Source organism: Bacteroides sp. NGMCC 1.200775 (assembly GCF_040798045.1).
GTDB lineage: Bacteria > Bacteroidota > Bacteroidia > Bacteroidales > Bacteroidaceae > Bacteroides > Bacteroides hominis.
In genome coordinates this window covers 1-19,342 of sequence record NZ_JASCQK010000002.1, presented here as the reverse complement: position 1 = coordinate 19,342, position 19,342 = coordinate 1, and the positions used below count along the sequence as shown (strand labels likewise).

General features: G+C 45.1%; 9 protein-coding genes. 1 reads left to right on the top strand and 8 read right to left on the bottom strand.

The window, feature by feature from the left end:
* Nucleotides 1-46: 46 nt before the first annotated feature.
* From QK890_RS06615 to QK890_RS06605, 3 genes are all read right to left on the bottom strand, one after another.
* Complete coding sequence (locus QK890_RS06615) at nucleotides 47-2,818, bottom strand: glycoside hydrolase family 2 protein (RefSeq protein ID WP_032540856.1); 2,772 nt, start codon at nucleotides 2,816-2,818, stop codon at nucleotides 47-49.
* Between the two features lie 126 nt (nucleotides 2,819-2,944).
* Nucleotides 2,945-6,238: a DUF5107 domain-containing protein gene (locus tag QK890_RS06610; protein ID WP_032540858.1), complete on the bottom strand. Its 3,294-nt coding sequence runs from the start codon at nucleotides 6,236-6,238 to the stop codon at nucleotides 2,945-2,947.
* Between the two features lie 13 nt (nucleotides 6,239-6,251).
* Nucleotides 6,252-7,631 (bottom strand): sugar porter family MFS transporter, encoded by a 1,380-nt coding sequence (locus tag QK890_RS06605; protein ID WP_005810153.1) that lies wholly within the window; start codon nucleotides 7,629-7,631, stop codon nucleotides 6,252-6,254.
* A gap of 137 nt (nucleotides 7,632-7,768) precedes the next feature.
* Here QK890_RS06605 and QK890_RS06600 point away from each other — a divergent pair, with 137 nt between their 5' ends.
* A complete protein-coding gene (locus tag QK890_RS06600; protein ID WP_005775668.1) occupies nucleotides 7,769-8,665 on the top strand; it encodes an AraC family transcriptional regulator in 897 nt (298 codons plus the stop codon).
* Between the two features lie 58 nt (nucleotides 8,666-8,723).
* Here QK890_RS06600 and QK890_RS06595 read toward each other — a convergent pair whose 3' ends face one another.
* The 5 genes from QK890_RS06595 to QK890_RS06575 all read right to left on the bottom strand — a co-directional run.
* Nucleotides 8,724-11,375 (bottom strand): glycoside hydrolase family 3 protein, encoded by a 2,652-nt coding sequence (locus QK890_RS06595; protein ID WP_032541156.1) that lies wholly within the window; start codon nucleotides 11,373-11,375, stop codon nucleotides 8,724-8,726.
* Nucleotides 11,376-11,481: 106 nt separating this feature from the next.
* Nucleotides 11,482-12,918: a cytochrome C biosynthesis protein gene (locus QK890_RS06590; protein WP_367627264.1), complete on the bottom strand. Its 1,437-nt coding sequence runs from the start codon at nucleotides 12,916-12,918 to the stop codon at nucleotides 11,482-11,484.
* Nucleotides 12,919-12,929: 11 nt separating this feature from the next.
* Nucleotides 12,930-14,405 (bottom strand): DUF6057 family protein, encoded by a 1,476-nt coding sequence (locus tag QK890_RS06585; protein WP_032541158.1) that lies wholly within the window; start codon nucleotides 14,403-14,405, stop codon nucleotides 12,930-12,932.
* Between the two features lie 75 nt (nucleotides 14,406-14,480).
* The gene (locus tag QK890_RS06580; RefSeq protein WP_005810142.1) at nucleotides 14,481-16,118 is read right to left on the bottom strand and encodes a RagB/SusD family nutrient uptake outer membrane protein; all 1,638 of its coding nucleotides are present in this window, start codon (nucleotides 16,116-16,118) and stop codon (nucleotides 14,481-14,483) included.
* A 21-nt stretch (nucleotides 16,119-16,139) separates the two neighbouring features.
* Nucleotides 16,140-19,342 (bottom strand): TonB-dependent receptor (locus QK890_RS06575; RefSeq protein WP_032531195.1); only part of this gene is annotated, 3,203 nt, incomplete at its 5' end.

Genomic DNA, 19,342 nt, shown 5'->3' with positions numbered 1-19,342 from the left:
GAACCTTCGTCCGGATATAAACGGGTCCGGCGGCTGTCGGTCGGTATTATTTATTCAACAACAGTTCGATCGCTTTGCTTCCTTTATTTCCGGATTTCTCTTCGGCTGCCGGAGCGAAGAGTGCGTCCAACTGATAGACAGGCAAACTTCTTTCCGGTTTGAAACGATCGGATGAAACGTAATTCCGGACAGAGGTGAGCAACTGCTGCATGGCAAGCCTTTCACCGATTTTCTTTTCAGGATCGGCGCAGAGCACGAACAATTTTCCTTTTCCTACATTCGCCTCAAACGAGATTCCCAGCTTTTGGTTGGTTTCATAAGAGTCGATGCTTTGTATCAGTGGAGTGATTTCTTTCAGTTCGTCCAGTTCCAGAGCTGTCGAATAGTTAAGGATATCCCACCATTGCCAGTCAGCATAGCTTCCCGTGGGGAAATCGCGGAAAGCAGGGTGCTCGTTATCGATCAGTGTACCTACGATCATCGGGTTCCAGTTGAACATAATCGGATTCCAGAAGTGGCTGGCGAAGTGTGCTTTGCGTCCTTGGCACTTTTCGGGGATCAACAGTACGCTCTTTCCTTCGTCGAGCCACTGTTTGGTCTTGTCATTCCAGGTACGGGTGTAGATAAAGTTAGTCTCTTCAACTTTTGGCTGTTCGGGGTATACCCATACGTCCCATTCATTGCGACAACTTCCCAATTCAGCCTTCAGTGTCAGCTTGCGGGCACTCTCCACACCATTCAGAGATAATTCGATGATCCCAAGCGAATCTACCGTGGCGGGTTGTATTTCTTTTACTTTCAGGCTTCCCTTACGGTACACGGTTCCATCTTCTCCTGTCAATGTCCAGTTCAGTTTCCGGTCTTTCAGGGCATTCTTGCCGTAATGGTAAATCTCCATCTTTGCTTTCAGATTCTCTCCGGTCTTGAAAGTACGTTGGGGCAGGCGTGCCAGAAGCACGGTAGGGGCACACGATTCTCTGAACTTTTCGGGGGATACGAGGCCTTTACTTTCCCAAAAGGCATCGAGGATACCGACAAAAGCGCTGCCCTGTCCTGGGAAATCGGCCAGTCCCAATAATTGGAACCCACCGGAATTGCGAGTGCGCAGCAACGATTCGTTCACCTCTTTATATTGCAGCACTGTGTGTGCTCCGGTTGCTTTGAAGAAATCATCGGCTTGATGCAACATGCCGTTTCTGGCAAGTCGTTCGCGAAACACTTCAAAGTTGCGTGCTTCGACTACGCCTGTATATTTCTTTATTTCTTCGAAGTTGGGGTACATGCAGCGCTGTCCCGTTTCGTGGGCAATCACCGGAACATCGATGTCCGACTCCTTGCAACGATCCCAGTCAGTCGAGGGTTTCCCTTCGTATACGGTGATCCATCCTTTCGAAGTGACGTGCGACACATAATATTGATCCGAGGGAGTGTGTGTGCGGGCGGTTGAGGCGCTGTAAAGACGTCGGTTGTCATAAGCCTGTGCTTTTTTCACCAGATCTTCCAATACGGCAAAATCACCTTCATTTTCGTTTCCGTTACACATCAGGATGAAAGAGGGATGATTGCCATAAGCGTCGAGAATGGCATACATCTCTTTTTCGAAGAAATCGCGTCGGGCAGGATATTTGCCCACGTCTTTGATCCACATGGGGAGTTCGGCCTGGAGGTACATGCCTGTTTCGTCGCCCGCTTCGAATGCGGCTTCCGGCGGGCACCAGGAGTGGAAACGTACGTGGTTCATTCCATATTCCTTGATGGTGTTGAAGATACGCTTCCAGTCATCGACGTTTGTCGACGGATAGCCGGTCAGAGGGAAAACCGCGCAGTCCAGCACTCCGCGCAAGTGAATGTCTCTTCCGTTCAGACGGATGTGATGCTTGCCTTGTTCCACATTTCGCATGCCGAAAGTCCGGGTTTGGGTGTCTGTCTTGCCATCTACGTTCCAGCTGGCCTCAAGCTCATACAAATAAGGTGTAAATTCATCCCAGAGTTTCACCTGTTTACCCATCGGAAGGGTTTGCCGAATGCCGGCATGTGCCTGCAGGCTATCTGCACTCATGCTCTGGCGAACTATCACTTTGCCCCCTTTCTCCCGGATACATAGCTCCAGCGTTCCCGTTTGCCCGTGCTTCAGGGGGGCGGGTTGTACTGCTATTTCCACTTCTTTTGCTGTCACATCGGGATATACATTAATCCGGCGGATGTGCGCTTTTTCTTTGGCATACAGTGAAATGTCACCGACTATTCCATTCCAGTTGGTTTGTGTATATTCGGTAGTTCCGTGGTTCCACTGATCCATTGGATATTTGAGCGTATTGTTTACGCAGATGGTCAGCGTATGGATGCCGGGGCTGAGCACCGGAGTCAGTACGAATGTGTTTGGAGTACTCAGGTGCTCCATGACACCTACTTCCTTATCGTCTACGTAGACAGTTGTTTCCCAATGACAACGCTCCAGCTTCAGGTAAATCTCACGGCCGGACCAGTCCTCGGGGATCACTACTTCCCGTTGGTACCAGGCAGCCCCCTGATACTCGAATTTTCGACTCAGGCGGTCTACATAACGTGCGGTGTTTTTGATTCCTTTGCCACCCTGGTCCGTCGATCCGGGCAGCATGATGGTTTCCGAGAGTTTGTCCAGATAGAGCTCGGAGCCGGGAGTCTTGCCGAATCCCATCGGGTCCAGTTGAAAGCGCCACATACCTGACAGGTCGAGGACATCATTTTTTGTCGATTGTGCCATAACGGCCATGGCGAGCAGGCATCCGGTCAGGATCAGGATGGCTCGATGTCGGGTGTTTTGATTTGGTTTTTTCATGATTGTATGGTTTTATTCACCACAGATTACACGGATTTTCACAGATTAATCGTTTATTTCTTTTTGATTGGTAAGATTAAATGTTCTGTACTAATCTGTGTATTCTGTGGTGAGGCCTCATTTCTTTTATGTATTCATTAATTTCCGGTGAATCTGTATCCCCTGATGATTGTTATCCATCGAAGCGGCTACTTCAAAGAAGTGTTCGGCTTTTGCCGTATTTCCCAGTCCCAGATGTCCCAGAGCCATCAGATAGTTACAGTGGATGCGGTTCTTCTTATCCATATCGTCTTCCCAGATCAGAAGGTCGGGTAAAGATACGGCAAAATAATCCATCTGGAATATGTCGAAGAGATGTTCTTCTCCATAAGTGATTAATTTGTTGAAGCGGCTGCGTGCCTCTTTCTCTTGTCCCAGTTTTCGGAATGCAAGTCCTTGATAGAAGATCTTGTCCGGTTTTTGGTCGTTGTAATACATGGCAGCGGCTGGCTGACTGTCTCCCATGCTGGCTTTGAGGAACAGGTCGTGTGCCTCTTTCTGTTTGCCCAGTTGTTGCAGGATGCAGGCTTTGTAATAATTGAAGTCATTCTCCTGTGCTCCCGGGAGTTTGCCTTCACCCAGATGTGGTGGGTATGCGTAGCACTCTTCTATCCGGATGAGTGCCTCATCGTATTCTTTACGTGCGATCAGTTCCTTTGCCAGTTCCAGGCGGGCTATCTGATATTGTGCGGGAACTTTTCCCTCACCGCCTTCCCACGGATGGAATTTTCGCTGATCGATCCGGCGGATGGCTTCCCTGTATTGTCCGGTCTGGTTCAGCAAGGTGACATATTCCAGATATAAATCGTCACGAGTTATTACGATATCCATATGTTGTTCCAGAAAAGCCATTCTTTCTGTGTGCGGGCGGTTCAGCCGTTTATACAGCTGATCGAGTTCCATCAGTACGCGGGCGTCGGTCGGATCCAGGCGGAATGCTTTTTCCAGCAAGAGGACGGCTTCTTCCGGGCGATTCAATTTGTTGAAGTAGGCCAGAGCCAGGTTACGCCATACGGTAGGAAATGTTTCGTCCTCACGCGAAGAACGTTCCCAAGCTGCGATGGCAGGGGTATACTGGCGTTTGTCATACCAAAGATTTCCCAAATAATAGAGGGCTTTCGGGGCTTCTCCCATAAAGTCGGCCACACACTGAAGAGCTTCTATCGCTTCCAGGGCATTGGGAAAGCAGTAGTCGGCCGGTTCTTTTTCAGCAAGCCTGATGGCTGTTCGCGCCTTGTCTGTTTCTCCTAAACGAATCAGGCACCAACTCTTGTAATAGTGCAGCAGAGTCTGTTCGCCGATGGGTTGGCCGATAGCCAACTCGGCAACGGCCAGTGCTTCTTCAAATCGTCCTGCAGAGGTATAGTCGAGCACTAATGCCTCGTAGTCGGGTGCGCCGCGTTTTATCAGGTGTCGGAGTTGGGACAGTACGGTTTCTTCCCGGGTTATCAGATATTTTTCGAACAGGCAGCCAAAGTTGAATGCGTCGATTTTCAGGGAGTCTTCTATCCAGGCAAGAGCTTCCTCCGGACGTTCAAGATGGCGGAGGATCATTGCTTTCAGATGGCGACCGCGCAGGTTGTGCCAATTGCGTAATAAGGATTTTTCAATTTCTCCGAAAGCTTCTTCCCAGTTGCCGCGTGAAACGGAGATTTGAGCCAGTGAATAATAGCCTGCATCCTGCCATGCCGCGTTCCAGCACGATTTATAGAATGAATTGTATGCTTCATCGTTTTTTCCCTGGAATTTCAGCGCAAGCCCAAGGTTGTAGAAAGCTTCACCATCATACGGATTAGGATTCTTCTCGGTCAGTCGGGAAATCGCTTTCCGCAGGTAGGGCTCTGCTTGCGCGAACTGTCCTTTGCGTATAAGCCACAGCCCCATGGCATTGTTACAACGGGCGTCTTCATTGTCACGGCGGAGTGCTTCCAAATAATAATCGGTCGGACAATAAGTTGCATGTCGGTATTGTTCCAGATGCAGTCCGGTTAGGTAGAGTTCCTCATTTGTTTTAATTTCTTCCGGTGCGAGGGCGGGTCGGGCTGCTTCCGGAACCTCTTTGATAGTTTCCGGTTCAGCCCTCCAACTGAGCTTCTCCCGTCCGTTGGTATCGTAGATGATGACTTCTGTTTCACTAAGGTCGTTGACGGGGACCAGTCTGTCGAACACTTGTTCCGGAGAGAGGTCGCAGGTTTGTTCAAAACAGATGTTTCCTGCTTTCCGGACTACGATGTGTAATCCCTGTTGGGCAGAGGTAGCAAAGAGCTTTAACCTGCTCTCTGTTCCTTCGGGCTCCAGATTCATCAGGAGTTCCGAGGAGGCGTTTTTCACAACTCCCAGTTCCCGGTAGGGCATGAAGTATTGTGTAAAAGTCTTCTCTTCATAGGGTTGCAGCCAGCTGAAATCCGGTTGATTGTCCGTATAGACTCCTGTCATCAGCTCTATATACGGTCCGTCGGCATCCGTCAGATTGCGGTCCCATGCTTGTCCGAAATCTCCGTTTCCCCACGTCCATTGTTTCTTTCCTGGAGATATGTGATGATTGGCAACATGCAGAACACCTGCCTGGGTGTCGTTTTCGTATCCGCCCACAAAGTTGTATTCGGACCGGATTGCCATGTAGGAAGTCGGTACAGGGATGTTTTTATATCTTGAAATATCCACTCCGGCGGAATAGTCCATCTTGTAGTAGGTTCCGGTAGCGATAGGATAACGGGATACATCCCGCTTTCCATGGTCGAATACGGCGTTAACATCCGAGGGGAATACAGACTGATAGTCTGCGTTGACTGCTACTGCCGGATTGGCCCACCACAGGAAAGTCTGTGGCAGAGGAGTCGGGTTAGAAACTTTTCCCTGTATCTCGAGTACAGCCCGGCCGGGGCGGAGTGTGAATCCGGCTGTTCCTTTCTGGCCGAACATCCGTTCCCGTTCGCTTACCCATACAATGACACTTCCGTCTTTGCATTGTTCAATGCTGTAATCTACCGGCAGGAATGTGCTGGGGCGGTGGTGTTGAGGCCAGTTGAACTCAATGCCCCCTGAAATCCAGGGACCGGTCAGTCCTACCAAAGCCGGTTTTATCACGTGGTTGTAATAAATAAAATGCCGTTGCTTTATTTTATCGAAAGCCATCTGGATGCGTCCTCCTAATTCGGGCAGAATCATGACTTTGAGGTATTCATTTTCCAACCATACGGCATGATAGCTTTTCTCTTCACAAGTGTCTTCAATCTTCTCGATGACCGGATACGGGTATACTACTCCGCTGCTGCCTTGATAGACACGCTTTTCCAGAAACATCGGGTTCTTTTCGGGACGTCCGATGCCATAGGTAGGGAGCAGGATGTCCTCCTCCCATACTTTTACATTCTCTTTCATCTTATTTTATGGATTATTTGATTAATTCTTTTTCTATTTCTTCCAGTGTTTTCCCTTTGGTTTCTGGCAGCTTCCGGCGTATGAACAGGAATCCGGCCAGACAGATGCCACCATACAGCCAGAAAGTACCTTCGGCACCTATACTTTCATTCAAAACGGGGAAGGTATAGGTCAGTACAAAGCAAGCTACCCAAAGGAAGAAGGTGGAGAGGGCCATGGCCATACCTCGTATTTTCACGGGGAAAATTTCGGATAAAACCACCCAGACTACCGGAGCGAGTGACATGGCATAGCAGGCAATGGCAAGCACTACCAGCAGGAGCATGGGCAGACCGCTTACATCCAGAAAGTAGCAAGTTCCCAGTGTCAGGTAAATCAGTGCCAATCCGGCAGAACCGATAAGCATCAGGGTGCGACGTCCCCATTTATCCACTGTATAGATGGCTACGAAGGTAAATATCACATTGGTGATTCCGGTCACTACAATGTTCATCAACACATCGGAAACGGCATAACCGGCCGATGAAAAGATTTCATGTGCATAATTGAAGATTACATTGATGCCACACCATTGTTGGAATATAGCCAGGACGATGCCGATGATCAGCACTTTGCGCATTTCCGGGCGAAAGACAGCTTTCCATTCGTAATCTTGTTTTCCGTCTTGCCCCCGGGTTACTTGTGTCAGTTCTTCCAGGGTCTGCCGGGCATAGGTTTCTCCTCCGATGCGCATCAGTGTTTTCCGTGCTTTCTCCTGTTGATGGACAGTAGCCAGCCAGCGGGGACTTTCAGGGATGACGAATGATAATAGAAAGAAGATTCCTGCCGGAATCAGTTCTGCCCAGAACATCCATCGCCAGGCCCACTCTATACTGGTGTCACTCAGTACGTCGGAACCGTGTGTATAGTATTCTCCTATCTGCCAGTTTGCCAGTTGCGCCAGTAAAATGCCTAATACGATGGTAAGCTGGTTGAGTGATACGAATTTACCTCGTACATGGGCAGGGGAAACTTCTGCGATATAGACGGGGGAAACGTTGGATGCGATGCCGATACCCAGTCCTCCTACAATGCGATAGAAGATAAAATAGGAAAAACTATCGACTATTCCCGTACCTAAAGCTGAAAGCGCAAACAGGAAGGAGGCTATGATGAGCATCTTTTTACGTCCGTACTTGTCACTCCAAACACCCGATAGCAAAGCCCCTACCAGGCAGCCTATCAATGCGCTGCTCATGGCCCAGCCGCGTAGAACTGCTGAATTTTCAATTCCGAAGAAAGGTTCGTAGAAGATTTTAGCTCCACCGATGACAACCCAATCATAGCCGAACAACAGCCCGCCCATAGCTGAGACGATGCAGATTAGTAGTAAATAGCCTTGTGTCTGTTTCATGTTATTAAATGGTTTAAATGATTAATGCAAAGTAAGCGGGTTTGGAGGTGAAAATAAATAGAGAAACCAGCTAAAAAGATGGACTATCTTTCTTTTTTATATGTATATTTGTGACGTGAATCTATGAATCTGTTAGTATGGCAAAACAAAAAGACGGTTTTCTCGGCGAACAGGCATTGGTATTGCCTCCGGCCATTGTACAACGCATGAAGACAGAGCCTGCGACCTCTGTACTGTATATTACCGATATAGGCTATTATCCAAAGGCTTATAATCATTTTCGGGAACGGGATGTTCCGATTGACCAATATGTATTTATCTATTGTACGGAGGGTAGGGGGTGGTTCAGCCTGGATGGGCAGAAGCACCCGGTAGCTCCCAATCAATACTTCATACTTCCGGCAGGACTCCCTCATGCCTATGGCGCCGATGAAAAAGAACCATGGACAATTTATTGGATTCACTTCGGGGGAACACTGGCTTCACTCTATTGTACGCACCGAACTTGCCGGCTCACGGAAATAAAGCCGGGAATGCATTCGCGAATCAGTTACCGGACAGAATTGTTTGAGGAAATATTTCGGGTACTGAAAATGGGGTACAGTCTGGAGAATCTTTCGTATGCCAGCTCTGTATTTCATCATTATCTGGGTTCTTTACGTTATCTCAGGGAGTATCGGGAGGCTTTTTCAGAACACCGCCTGATGGGTGAGGAAGATCCCGTTAGTGCAGCCATTCATTATATGAAGGAGAATTTGGGTAAGAAGCTGACTTTAGCCGAGTTGGCAGATTATACAGGATATTCGCCTTCGTACTTCTCTAATTTATTTTTGAAACGTACGGGCTATGCACCATTGAGTTATTTCAATCAGATCAAGATTCAGAAAGCCTGTCAGTTTCTCGATTTTACGGATATGAAAGTGAATCAGGTATGCTATCGGGTAGGTATTGAAGATGCTTATTACTTTTCACGGCTGTTTAGCCAGATAATGGGTATGTCTCCCAGAGAATATAAGAAGGTGAAAAAAGGATAGAAGAGATCAGGCTGACGGGGAAAGCCGGTTATCGCTTTTCCCCGTCAACTGATAAAGATTATATCTTGATCTTTCCTGTCAGTTTGATGTCTCTGGAAGAGGCACCTACCAGGATTTCAAACTCTCCTTTCTCAAATACCCAACGGTTTTGTCGGGCATTGAAATACCGGAATGCGTCTTCATCCAGTTCGATCTCTACCTGTTTGCTTTCTCCTGCCTTCAGATATACTTTGTCAAAGCCTTTTAATTCTTTCTGTGGACGGGGCTCTTTAGACTGTATATCATGTACATAAAGTTGGGCAATTTCGTATCCGTCTTGCTGCCCGGTATTGGTTATGGTAAACGAAACTGTGACTTTCTTCTGTTTTTTATCTGTAATACGGATATTGAGGTCCGTATAATCAAAAGTGGTATACGAGAGTCCGAATCCAAATGGGAAAAGAGGTTCGATACCTTTTTCGTCGTATCCCCGGTAACCGGTGAAGATTCCTTCTGTATAATATACCTTCTTTTCTTTTCGGGTTTCATCATAGTGCCCGTATGCCGGCGAATCTTCCCATTTTTTTTCGATTGTGAACGGGAGTTTGGCTGACGGATTTACTTTGCCCGAAAGAATGTGGGCTAATGCGTGTCCACCCTCCTGCCCGGGATAGAGGGCATGTACTACAGCGGGTACCTGATTGATCCACCGGGTCATGTTTACTCCGCCTCCGGCATGAATAGCTACTATCAGTTTGGGGTTTACTTTAATCAATTCCTCGATTAGCAGGTCTTGTCCATAAGGCAAATCGAACGGTCGGTCGCGCCCCTCCAGTTCGATGCTTCCGTCCAATCCGGCACAGAACACCACGAGATCGGCTTTCTCGGCCAGTCGCTTTGCTTCAGAAAAGTCAATGTCGCTTTGATAAGCATATCCCATCCGGATCTCTGCCGGGGTGCTACGTTGGTTACAGAATTCCAGTTGAACGTGTTTGGTATCTCCTTTCCGTACTGAAACGGCAATATTGCGTACGTCGAACGATTGAGACCGGGAAGCGTCCAATGCCAATGTTCCGTCTATCCACAAGCGATACGCTCCCTGTGCATCGACAAAGAACCGGAGGCTGTCTGTCTTCTCGGCATCCACGTATCCTTCCCAACATATCCGGTAGTCACTTCCCAATTTGCTCTCGTTGAAAGGGTATCCCCACCATTCGTAATTTACTGTGCGGTCGATACGGCGAATGATCAGTCCGTTTTCATCTTTACCGTTTCCGGATGCTGTGTTGCTCGGTTGATTGCTGTTTACTGTTCTTCCGGCAGCTACTGCCTGTTGCTGGATCATTTTGTCGGAGAGCATAGCAGAACTGTCAGATGACAATGCATAATAACTGGCTTCCAGTCCGGGTTTACCATCTTTGGTACGGAACTTACTGTTACGGAACAACCGGGGTTTGAACTGGTTGGATATTCCTTCGGTGTAATATACTGTTGCTTCCGGAAATTCCTGGCAGATACCCTCTAATGCTGAAACGACATACCAGGGGTGAACTTTAGAACTTCCACCTCCGCCATACACAATGCTGTTGACATTGTATATTCTGTCCGAAACAATCGCCGGATTGGCTGTAGGACCGATCACGGCAATTACTTTAGGTTGGCGGATGGGTAATGTGTTTTGTTCGTTCTTTAACAGGATGATACCTTCACAGGCGGCATTCAATGCCATTTGATTGGCTTGTGGGTTGAAAGTCGGGATATGGGTGTCTTGCTGAGGCCGATCAAAAAATCCCATTGAGATGCAGGCTCCGTAAATACGGCGTACTTTATCGTTGATCACTTCCTCTGTAACCTTTCCTTCTTTAATAAGTGGGAGAAGTTCTTTGCGGGTGAACCAGTCGTTGCTGCCCATTTCAAGATCCAAACCGTAGTTTGCGGCATTGTCAGCGGAATAGGTACATGCCCAGTCTGACATCAACATGCCTTTGAAACCCCAGTCCTTCTTTAAAATATCGATCAGATGTTTGTTTTCAGTACAATGTGTTCCGTTCACTAAGTTGTAACCCGTCATGACGGCTTTGACACCTGCTTTTTGTACGGCAGCTTTAAAAGGTGGAAGGTAAATTTCCTGCAGCGCGCGTTCGGATACTTCCGTACTGACTGTATAGCGGTCAAACTCCTGATCGTTGGCTGCGAAGTGTTTTATGGTGGCGATTACTCCTCCGTCTTGTACCGCTTTAATAAAAGGGACTACCATTTCGGATGTCAGATAGGGATCTTCGCCGAAATACTCGAAATTACGGGCTCCTTTGGAAGCCCTGTAGTTGTTTACCCCCGGAGCTAAAAGAAAATGAATACCTCTCGCACGCCATTCCTGGGCATACATGGCTCCTGTCTTTTCTGCCAGATTTTTGTTCCATGAGGCAGCCAGAGAAAGTGCCGATGGAAATGCGGTAGCACGTCCGAACAATCCCCAGGAGGCAACGCCCAGCGGACCGTCAGCCAGTTTGAATGCCGGTATTCCCAATCGTTCGCACGGGTGCAGATAGAAATCGTTGTATCCGGCAAGCAAATCTATTTTCTCTTCAAGGGTCATACGTCCGATAAGGTCATTTACTCTTTCTTCGGTAGATAATGTCGTGTTTTGGAACGGATACTGGCTTTGAGCATACAGATTGCAAGGTAAAAGCAATCCGATAGCCAAACTTAAGGTAAGGAAAATGTTTTTCATGTGTTTTCTTTGAATTAAATGTTTATTGAGTGATGTCGCAAAGTTCTAAAAAAGAGGGCTTACTGCAAAATGGAAAGCCCTCTCTTTCGGGGTAAAGTGTGTTAAATTAATGTATAGCTTTTATCAGTTCATTTCCGTTACGCACCGGTTCTTTAATCAGCTCCGGTAAATTATACGTTTTAGTAAACGTATCATAGAAACGCGGATCTTTCTGTGGCAATAAAAACGGTTTTCCCGCTTTTCCTGTTTCCGGATTGAAACTGGCGAAGAATGGTCGTGCCCAAAGTCCGTCCAGTCGTTTGCTGCTGAATACGAACCACTTTCCGGATGACGACCAGGTATGGAAGCTTTCCACGTCATCACTGTTCACCTCGTTTAAAAGCCGTATCTCTCCGGTATCTATCGTTAAAAGGCAAAGCTCGCTTTCCGGATGCCAGATAGAAAAGTTACCATAATCAGATAGAGTGAACATCAGGTATCTGCCATCCGGAGAAACTCTTGGAAAAGACACGCTCTTCCCCTGTTCCGAAGCTTTATATACACACTCCAAGCTCCCGAACTTACCTGATTCGGGGTCGAATCCAATCCGGCATAGGTCATAATGAATACTGTCCAGCGGCATCTTTTCTTTATAAGCGTTTCCACGGCAGAAGTATAGCGTCTTCCCGTCCGGTGTCCAGTTCGGAAATGTCTCCATGTATTTATCCCCATAAATCAGGGAGTCCGTGAGGAACGTTTTCTTTTGCGTGTCATATACCATCAAGTCGGCGGCCAGGTCTGACACCTCGATGGGTTTTTGTCCCGATGAATGGAAGAACTGTTGTATCTCATTCATAGAGAAAGCAATATATCGCCCTGTAGGATGCCATGCTGCATAGGTTCCTCCATTCTTGGCTCCTTCCGGTTTTGTATTGACTTTTTCTACTTTTCCATTCTTTGATATCAGTGTTCCTCCCGATTTTCCACGTACATGTATCATCATGGTTTCGGGCGAGTTCCGGTTGAACGTATGGCAATTTATGCATTGTTTTTCAAATGCTTTATTCTCCGCTATGGGAGTTTCCTCATAATTAGTCAGGTTTCGTTGATAGATTCCCATCTCGTTCCAGAGTTCATATCCCGGGTAGAGTAGCCGGTAGGCGAGGTATGGATCTATCATTTCATTAGAAACGGTATCTGTAATATCTGCGAAGCGTGTCCATTTTCCATCTTTCAGGAGGGTGATTCGAATAAAGATTTCCTTTCCGGCTGCCTTTTGGAGAAGTTTTTTCCAGGCTTTGGATGGGATAATCACTTCCGGTTGCTTGCTGGTATATAGAATATTTGTCACTTTTTCTACACCAATTTCTGTTTGAAAAACATCAGCTTCTTCCTTGATAATGAAATTTGGCGGAGCAATATTAACCGGGAAGGTGACTCCTGTATAATCCGGGTATATACAGGGAATACTATCTGTATATAAGTCCGGCCTTTGACATTGCTCTGTGCAGGCTTGTAGTATCCAGGCAAGAGCCATCATAAAAAGAATATAGGTAGTTTTCATATCAGTGCAGATTAATTCTTAATGATTTTATCTCCATAGGGACTGATGAAGTTCAGATAGTACCAATAGGTGTTTCCAAACTCGGATTTCAACCTTTGCATTTCTCTGTTTTTATATAAACCATAATATTGTTGGAATCGTTTTTCGGTTTGTTCGCTTACAGTGAAACCTGATTTTGAAAAAGTTTCTTCGCCTACTCCTAATTTATAGATATAGAGTGCCTCTTCGTAAGCGGGTGGCATTTGAGGGTAATCGAAATTATGTATGAACTTCAGGTTATTCACAAAACGTATGACATTGTTGCTCAACAGTAAGTTACCCATCAGATATTCGAAAGCCATCCGGTTTGTTGAGTCTTGTTCGCACAGATATTGCAGTTCCGGTCCTATATTTATAACATTCGCGAATCGTACAGGCGTGTTGGAGGTCTTGCCGGGTGATACTTTCAACCCGGGAACATTTCCTGTCGGTAGCCATTTCTCCAATGCTTCGGCCTCTTTCTTGTAGAAAAGAGATTGTTTAAGCAGGTTGATAAACCTCTGTGCCACTTTGGGACGTTTATTGGCTATGTTATACCGTGCCAGGTTAATCAGGTGCGGAGCGGTCTCTCCCCAGACAACCATCGATTCGAACTCCCACCGTTGTGCCTCGTTGATATATCCCAGGTCTTCATAAATGAAATGTCCATATTCGCTTTCACGGCTGTCACTATTCCATGGGAAGTACAGACTTTTGACTCCTAATTTTTGTGGATAATCAAATAGGTGGTAAGGTAGCTTTCCTGTGTGATATAAAGCCAGGTTGTGAAAATAGGAGATCAGTTGATTGGTTCTCCCTGAATTTATATATTTTTCTGTTTGTGTCAATGTGTTTTCCCAATTTCTCTCTTTTACGCTTTTCTCAGCCATCAACATGATGCGTTCCGGCATATTATATGATTGTACGAATATATAACATGCGGCAATGGCATATATGATTGTAGAAATTGTGGAAATTGCCATATTCTTTTTATTTCCATGAACATTAATCCATGGAATGCGGATGAAACATTTCCATTGTTTGGTTATGAAGATATTAATTCCGGCAAGTAACAAAAGCCCCAAGAAAACTCCCACGACAGGTGTTAATGAATGATCTACAGGCATTGTATAAATGAAAAGACATATAGAGGGAAACAAGGATAATTGTAACAGGTCTGTTTGTCCTGTTATTTTTTTGAAAGAATAGTGCGTCAACAGATATATTCCCGCCAATATCCCGGATAATATTGCACTTCCCAATATGGGTATATAAAAGAATTGAACGACGAAATCATTCAGATATGCGATCAACCCTTCCGTATGAATTTGTTTGAAGAAGTATTCTTTAGAGAACAGGAACAAATGGTGTTGTTCGTGATAATAAATCACATGTGAAAGTACCCCTTGGTAACAAAGGAAATAGGTAATGAAAAGTAGTAAAAAAAGTAGGTATGGTAACCGCTTCATAAGTATAGATGCAAGATAATAAGAGAAATGAGGGCACTCCCTGATTGGAATGCCCCCATTGTCTAAACACTATTATTAATAACCCGGATTCTGTGTCAGAGCAGGATTCAAGTCAATTTCGCTTTGCGGTACAGGGAACAAATAGTTATTGTCCGAGTATCTGCTTCCTACCAACTTAATCGGTTCTCCCTGATAAAGGATACACATTTTTCCACCATCTACTTTTTTGTCGGGATCATTCGGGTTGTCTACAATCTTATATTTCAATCCTTCGAATGGTGCATTCAATACGTCTTTGGCAATTCCCCAACGACGGATATCCCACATACGTTTTCCGCCTTCCAGACAAAATTCTACACGCCATTCGTTACGGATACGTTGACGGAGATCATCCTGAGTAGCACAATAAGTAGGCTTGCTGGCATCCGTATTCTGAAGTTCAGGCATACCTACACGACGTCTTACCTGATTGACAGCATCAAATGCAGCCGGATCCAACCCCTTAAGTTCGTTCATGGCTTCAGCATAAGTTAAGAGTACTTCAGCATAACGGATATGTACCCAGTCCTTACCCATGTTCCAGCCATCAGACTGAGGATCTAAACTTGGGTCCAGCCATTTCTGGCCATAATATCCGGTTTCTGTAGCATCATTATGTTGGTTGATGCCTGTGCTACCGCTTGAAGCCAAAGGAGCGACTTTTATTGTTACGCCATACATTTCCTCACCATCGTGCAAAATGTCTACCTCCAAACGTGGGTCACGGTTTTTGAATGGATCTGTTGAATCGTATATTTTAGATTTACTGATCGGAGCGCCTTCACTATCTTCGAATGCGTCCACCAGACTTTGAGTGGGGTTCATGCCACCCCAACCTTTTGTAGGGAAACATTCCCAACCCATCAGGTAGTGAGTTTTGTCCGGGTAGTTAAATTGGGTAACAAGTATGAATTCGTCACAACCATCGGCTTTTTCCCAGAAAAGTTCAGCATATTTGCCTGTATTGTCTTTATCATAAAGTTCATACAAGCCTAAATCCATTACATTTTTGGCTTCTTTGGCAGCTACATCCCAATTTCCGTAGTATAAAGCAGCTCTTGCTTTCATTGCCATAGCGGCTCCTTTAGTAATTCGTCCATAGTCAGAAGCAGGCCATTCTGTTGGAAGGGCAGCAATTGCTCTGTCAAAATCAGCCATGACTTTCTCATATACTTCTGCTCTTGGCATACGTGTGATTCCTTCCATGTCTTTTAAGTCCAGAGGTTTATCAATGTATGGAACGTCTCCGAATGAACGGATCAGATTAAAGTAAATATACGCTCTGAAGAAATATACCTGTCCGAGTGCTTTGGTTTTATCTGCTTCAGGATAATCAGGAATCTCATCTATTTTTGAAAGAATCAGGTTACACTGACGGACATTTGCATAATCACCGCTCCAACCTTGGTCTGCCGGGTCATAAATTCCTTTGGAAATATTACCTGCAGCCCATTTGATACCCATTGTGGCATTGTCTGAATTAATGTCGTTGTCTTGATCCCATGTAGACAGATAGCCATAGAGGTCTGAGACTACTTTGTTTGCGTCATCCGGCGTTTTCCAGAAGCTACCATCAGAAAGCTCTTCCTGAGGATAGCGATCCAGAAAGTCGCTACAAGAGCTGAACCCTACTATAAGGGCTGTTGCAAATATATATAAGTAATTCTTTTTCATATTTTTATAGTATTGAGGGATTTAGAATGAAACTTTTAGGCCTAATGAAACTTTCTTCACGTTGGTATATGACCATCCGCGTGTACTTGATTCTTCCGGGTCAATGTCTTCAAGACCACAGAATGTCAGTAAGTTTTCACCAGCTACATAGACTTTGATTCTGCTAACGCCAATTCTGTTCAGCCAACTCTTAGGCAGATTGTAGCCTAATGACACATTCTTCAAACGTACATAAGACGCGTCTTCCAACCAGAAAGAAGAAGTTACGAAGTTAGTTTGTGAATCTTTTGTGATACGAGGATAGCTGGCATTATGATTTTCCGGAGTCCATCGATCTAAGTGTTTTTTCAGCACTTTACCACCATTATAGAATGCGTATGAAGATTCGGCTTCACAGTATTTATCGACATCGAATGCACCTTGGAACAGAGCAGAGAAGTCGAAGTCTTTCCAATACAGGTTAATGCTTAAACCACCTGTCCAGCTCGGGAAGTTTTGACCGATCACTGTACGGTCATTCGCAGCATCAATTTTACCATCACCATTCAAATCAGCATATTTGATATCACCCAATTTTTCTGTTCCTGTACGTTTCGGTTCGTTGGCCAGTTCCTCTTCAGTATTGAAATAACCGATTGCTTTGTAACCATAGAATGAACCGATGGGATAACCTTCTAAACGCCATAATTTATTGTTGTCAGGATCTTCTCCTTCAGTACCCTCAAGGTTTGTGATACGGTTTTTTACATAAGCCAGATTTAAATTTACAGCATAGCTGAAATCTTTATTGATACGGTTATTGTGGAAAATGTTCAAATCGAAACCTGTATTTTCTACACTACCTGCATTCTGAACCGGTGCTGACATACCTAAAATACCCTGTACCGGAAGTTTCAATAGCATGTCATCTGTTTTTTTCTTGTATACAGACAGTTCAAATCCAAGTTTATTATCTAAGAATCCTGCGTCTAATCCAACTTCGTAATTAGTAACTGTGGCCCACTGAAGTGCACTGTTTACATATCTCGCTTCATAGGCGGTTGTGTTCAATGTATTACCAAACATATAAGAACCATAAGCATAAGTCGCTACTGCAGGGTAGATATCGCTCAATTCTTCGTTACCGGTACGACCCCAACCTAAACGTAACTTCAAGTTACTCATCCAGTTCAGATTGTCTTTAATAAAGTTTTCCTCTGAGATTCTCCATCCGGCAGAGAATGCAGGGAATACACCCCAACGATTATCTTTCGGGAAACGTGAAGAAGCATCTGCACGCAGATTCGCTTCAAATAAATATTTGTCAGCGTAATCGTATTGGATACGGCCAAAGTATGAACGACGGGCTAACTCCGTGCCACCGTCAGAATTGGTTTGAGATGATTTATCCAGTGTATTCAATGACTCTGTTAGTTCATCGCTACCACCACCCTTACGTGTGGCTTCTGTATATTTATAAAGTTGCTCCCACTGCTCAAAGCCAAACAATGCACCGATAGTATGTTGCTTGAACGTTTTGTTATAGTTCACCAACAACTGAGATGTATATTCGTTCCAGATATAATATTTATCGTATCCTTCTCTCAAACCAGAATCAGAAATATTTGATCCGGTACCATATGAATAATGTTTCTTGAAGTAATCGATGTTACGAATATCATTACGTACAGAGAATAATCCCTTAACGCTCAATTCCGGTAAGATGTGTACGGTTGCATGTAGGATAGCATTCAACTGCTGGTCCATCTGACGATAAAAACCGGTTCTTCCTAATTCTGCTACCGGATTGGCTTTTCCGCTATAATTAAATGTACCATCTTCATTGTAAACCGGTAGTGTCGGGCTGTTACGGGTCACTTCACTCATCAGTGTAGCAAATCCGACAGCTCCATCCTCACGTGTTCCTCTATATCCGGATACATTCAGTCCGGCAGAAAACCATTTGCTGATTTCTGATTCAACGTTGATACGACCGGTGAAACGATTATAATCATTTTCGTTTGTTAAACCACCTTGATAGAGATAACCAACCGATGCACTGTAATTTGTTTTTTCAGAGCCACCATTGATTGAGAAATTGTGTTGTTGTTCAAATGCAAAATTTTTAAATGTCTCTTTATACCAGTCTGTATTGGGGTGTCCGATTGGATCAGTTCCATTCCGGAAAAGCTCGATATCTTCATCGCTATACGGAAGGGCGGCATTGGGATTTTCATTTTTTACAGCTTCATTGTACAGCATAGCATAGTCTGCCGAACCAAGGAAGTTTAGTTTTGTTGTAGGAGTTGCCCATGCTACACTACCCGAATAGGATACTTTGGCATCTTGTCCTTTCTTACCTTTTTTAGTTGTAATCAAGATTACACCGTTGGCAGCCTGTACACCGTAGATTGCGGCAGAAGCAGCATCTTTCAATACTGTCAAACTTTCGATATCCTGTGGGTCAATGGTATTCATACTACCCGGTACACCGTCTACGATGACTAACGGATTGGCCGCATTCACCGAGTTTTTACCACGTACGGTAATTGTTCCGGTTTGTAATCCCGGAGCACCGGAAGATTGGATAGCTGTTACACCCGGCATTGTTCCAGCCATTGCTGCAGAAACACTTGATACAGAACGAGATTCCAGTGCTTCAGCATTAATGGATGATACTGCACCTGTTAAATTTGCTTTTTTCTGTACGCCGTAACCTACTACAACTACCTCGTCAAGGGTCTTTGTATCTTCTTTCATGGTAACATTGTAAGAAGTAACACCTGGTTTCAACGATACTGTTTCAGGCATATAACCGATATAGGTAATTTGTAATTCGTTGCCGCCTACTGTCAGACTGAATTGTCCGTTAATATCTGTTATAGTACCATTAGAAGGAGCTCCTTTTTCTACTACTGATGCTCCAATGATGGCTTCACCCATTGCATCTTTTACAACTCCCGAAACTTTTCTCTGCTTTTGTTGCTGAGTTGTCTGTACGTCTTTTGTCGCTTCTTTCGTCGCAGATACTACGATCTGATTATCCACGATCTTATAAGTGTATCCCGAATTCTTGAATACTTCGTTCAGTACAGTTTCGATCGGAGCATCCGACACATTGATGGATACTTTCTTGTTCAGCTTTACCTGATTGTCATTGTAGAAGAAAGTATACTCGCTTTGTTTTTCAAGTTCACGCAGTACACTCTCGATGGATACGTTTGTCTTCGTCATTGAAATCTTTA

Bases quoted from the DNA above. Each gene is read 5' to 3' on its own strand.
- QK890_RS06590 (WP_367627264.1), bottom strand. From the start codon at position 12,918: ATGAAAACTACCTATATTCTTTTTATGATGGCTCTTGCCTGGATACTA.
- QK890_RS06605 (WP_005810153.1), bottom strand. From the start codon at position 7,631: ATGAAACAGACACAAGGCTATTTACTACTAATCTGCATCGTCTCAGCT.
- QK890_RS06585 (WP_032541158.1), bottom strand. From the start codon at position 14,405: ATGAAGCGGTTACCATACCTACTTTTTTTACTACTTTTCATTACCTAT.
- QK890_RS06615 (WP_032540856.1), bottom strand. From the start codon at position 2,818: ATGAAAAAACCAAATCAAAACACCCGACATCGAGCCATCCTGATCCTG.
- QK890_RS06580 (WP_005810142.1), bottom strand. From the start codon at position 16,118: ATGAAAAAGAATTACTTATATATATTTGCAACAGCCCTTATAGTAGGG.
- QK890_RS06600 (WP_005775668.1), top strand. From the start codon at position 7,769: ATGGCAAAACAAAAAGACGGTTTTCTCGGCGAACAGGCATTGGTATTG.
- QK890_RS06595 (WP_032541156.1), bottom strand. From the start codon at position 11,375: ATGAAAAACATTTTCCTTACCTTAAGTTTGGCTATCGGATTGCTTTTA.
- QK890_RS06610 (WP_032540858.1), bottom strand. From the start codon at position 6,238: ATGAAAGAGAATGTAAAAGTATGGGAGGAGGACATCCTGCTCCCTACC.